General features: G+C 42.6%; 3 protein-coding genes. All 3 read left to right on the forward strand.

Annotation, left to right across the window (positions count from 1 at the left end):
- On the forward strand, nucleotides 1–1,731 hold a 1,731-nt coding region (gene pglX / locus IM500_RS06665), incomplete at its 5' end, for a BREX-1 system adenine-specific DNA-methyltransferase PglX (protein WP_287738000.1).
- A 12-nt stretch (nucleotides 1,732–1,743) separates the two neighbouring features.
- Complete coding sequence (locus IM500_RS06670) at nucleotides 1,744–2,082, forward strand: nucleotidyltransferase domain-containing protein (RefSeq protein WP_286394365.1); 339 nt, start codon at nucleotides 1,744–1,746, stop codon at nucleotides 2,080–2,082.
- Between the two features lie 131 nt (nucleotides 2,083–2,213).
- Entirely contained in the window at nucleotides 2,214–2,651 is a 438-nt protein-coding gene (locus IM500_RS06675) for a Uma2 family endonuclease (protein ID WP_287738001.1), read from the forward strand.
- Nucleotides 2,652–2,765: the final 114 nt, after the last annotated feature.

Here is a 2,765-nt window from a genome sequence, read left to right on the forward strand (position 1 = left end):
AGCGATCGGGCAAAAGAGATTTTCACAAAAGCAATACCACTAAAAGATATTGCACCGCCTAAAGTAGGTATGAGAACAGGAGATAATGAAAAATTCTTACGTCGTTGGTTTGAAGTTAGCAAATATAAATTGATGCTTAACTGTTCCAATAACACTAACGCAATAAACTCAGATAAAAAATGGTTTCCTTTTAATAAAGGCGGTGAATTCAGGAAATGGTATGGCAATACTGAACTTGTAGTGAATTGGGAAGGTAATGGTAATGAGATTAAAAGAGATACCAGAAACAAGTATCCTAACTTAGGAGATAACTTAGGATGGAAAATATCTAACGAAAGTTTTTATTTCAAAAAATGTATAACTTGGTCTGCTGTTAGTTCATCATATTTTGGCGTGAGATTTTTGAATGATGGTCATATTTTTGGTACAGGTGGATCGTGTCTGTTTGCTCAAGATGAAGACTACAAATTATTAGGTAGTTATCTTTGTTCTAATCTTGCTTCATTTTTTATGAAAGCTATCAATCCGACACTTAATATCAACATTGAAGATGTCGCCGCTTTGCCTATTTTGAAGCCTCAAGACGATGCGAAAAAAAGGATTGAATTGAATGCTCAGACTTGCTACGAAATTTCTAAAACTGACTGGGATAACTTTGAAACCTCATGGGACTTTAAAACCCATCCATTAACCCGATATAAAACAAACCTGATCCAACAAGCATTTGAGAACTGGCAAAAAGAAACAGAAAGCGCATTTCAACAACTCAAACAACTCGAAGAAGAAAATAACCGTTATTGGATCGCCGCCTATGGACTGCAAGACGAACTCACCCCCGAAGTCCCCGATGAACAGATCACCATCCGCCGCGCCGACCTCACCCGTGATATTAAATCCCTGCTCTCCTATGCAGTAGGTTGCATCATGGGGCGCTATGCGTTAGAGAGTGAGGGAATAAGATCCCCCCTAACCCCCCTTAAAAAGGGGGGGAAAGATGATCTTCAAGTTTCCATTCAAAAAGAAGAAGAAAAGAAAGAAAAAGAAGAAAACTCTTCTCCCCCCTTTTTAAGGGGGGCTGGGGGGGATCTCCCATCATCAGCCATCATCCCCATTACCTCCCAAGCTTACTTCACCGACGACATCGTAGATCAGATCATCGAATTCCTCAAAACCGCCTACAGCCCCCAACACCTCCAAGCCAACCTCGACTACATCGCCAACGCCCTCACCCTCAAAACAGGCGAAAACTCAAGGGATAGAATCCGTCGCTACTTCCTCGATGAATTTGTCAAAGACCACATCCAAACCTACAAAAAACGCCCGATCTATTGGTACTTTACCAGTGGCAAAAAGAAAGCCTTCGGCGCACTCGTCTATCTACATCGCTACGACACCACCACCCTCGCCCGACTGCGAACCGATTACGTCCTCGAACTCCAACGCAAACTCGACAGCGAGATTCAACGCGAACAACAAAACCTCGCGCTCCTCACCACCACCGCCGCCAAAAAAGCCAGCCAAAAACTCATCAAAGACCTCCAAGACCAACAACTCGAACTCCGCGAATATCAAGCCAAACTCCAACACTCCGCCGATAAGCGTATAGCGATCGATCTAGATGACGGCGTAGCCTATAACTACACCCTCTTTGAAGGACTTGTCTATGAAGGCGCAGAGTTAAAAATGGCAGATCTAAAGAAAAAGTCAGAATGGAAACGAAAAAATCCATAGGAACTAAACCCAATGCTCCAAACACTTGAAAAAAATCAAAATCTATCTCTGCTCCTGCAAGAGTTAAAAGTTAAATTACAAAACCTCTATGGTCAGCGATTGTACGCATTAATTCTCTTTGGCTCACAGGCAAGAGGCGAAGCCAATGCAGACTCCGACATTGATATCATGACAGTCCTTGAAGATCCCGTAAATGTCCTTGCCGAAATCAATCGCACCTCAGACATTTGCCATCACTTTCTCAATCAAAATGGCGAACTAATCTCCATCATCCCCACTAGCAAATCCAGTTTTCTCGCCTCTTCCATTTCCCTAATCAGAGTCGTCAAAAAAGAAGGAATCCTGTTATGAATGAAATAACACTGCTTTTATTGCCGACCAAGCCACAGCCGAAGCCGCGATCGCCAATGCTCAAAAGTTTATCGATGAAGTACAAAGAATTATAAATCTTAACTAGCATTAAAACAATTCCTTATAAACCCATGACTATCCAAACCCTAACAAAACACTACACCACCGCCGAATACCTTGAACTAGAAGAACAATCGGCATCAAAAAACGAATATCACAACGGAGAAATTATCCCCATGACAGGAGGCACAACCAACCACAACACCATCACCCTAAATACAGCCCTATTACTCAAACTTGCCCTCAAAGGTCAACCCTACAAAGTATTCATGAACGATGTGCGTCTATGGATCGATCGCGATCGCTTTTACACCTATCCCGACCTCATGGTGATTAGCGACCAGCCCATTTATCAAAGCCAAAATCAAACCATCGTCACCAATCCCACCCTGATCGTTGAAGTTCTCTCCAAATCCACCCGCAACTACGACCTCGGCGAAAAATTTGGTTATTATCGCACCATCCCCACCCTGCGCGAATACCTCGGGAGCATCTCAATTAGGCACTGAGTAGAAATACTTAAGGCAAAAGAGAGATAAAATAGAAAAAAGTTATCTAGTCAAAGCAAATGACACCAGAAGAAAAAGAAAGACTCGAAGCCTGCACCAGAGAGATAGCAGAAA

Source organism: Microcystis sp. M179S2, assembly GCF_020245805.1.
In the GTDB taxonomy this organism is placed as follows: Bacteria; Cyanobacteriota; Cyanobacteriia; order Cyanobacteriales; family Microcystaceae; genus Microcystis; species Microcystis aeruginosa.

Bases quoted from the DNA above. Each gene is read 5' to 3' on its own strand.
- IM500_RS06670 (WP_286394365.1), top strand. From the start codon at position 1,744: ATGCTCCAAACACTTGAAAAAAATCAAAATCTATCTCTGCTCCTGCAA.
- IM500_RS06675 (WP_287738001.1), top strand. From the start codon at position 2,214: ATGACTATCCAAACCCTAACAAAACACTACACCACCGCCGAATACCTT.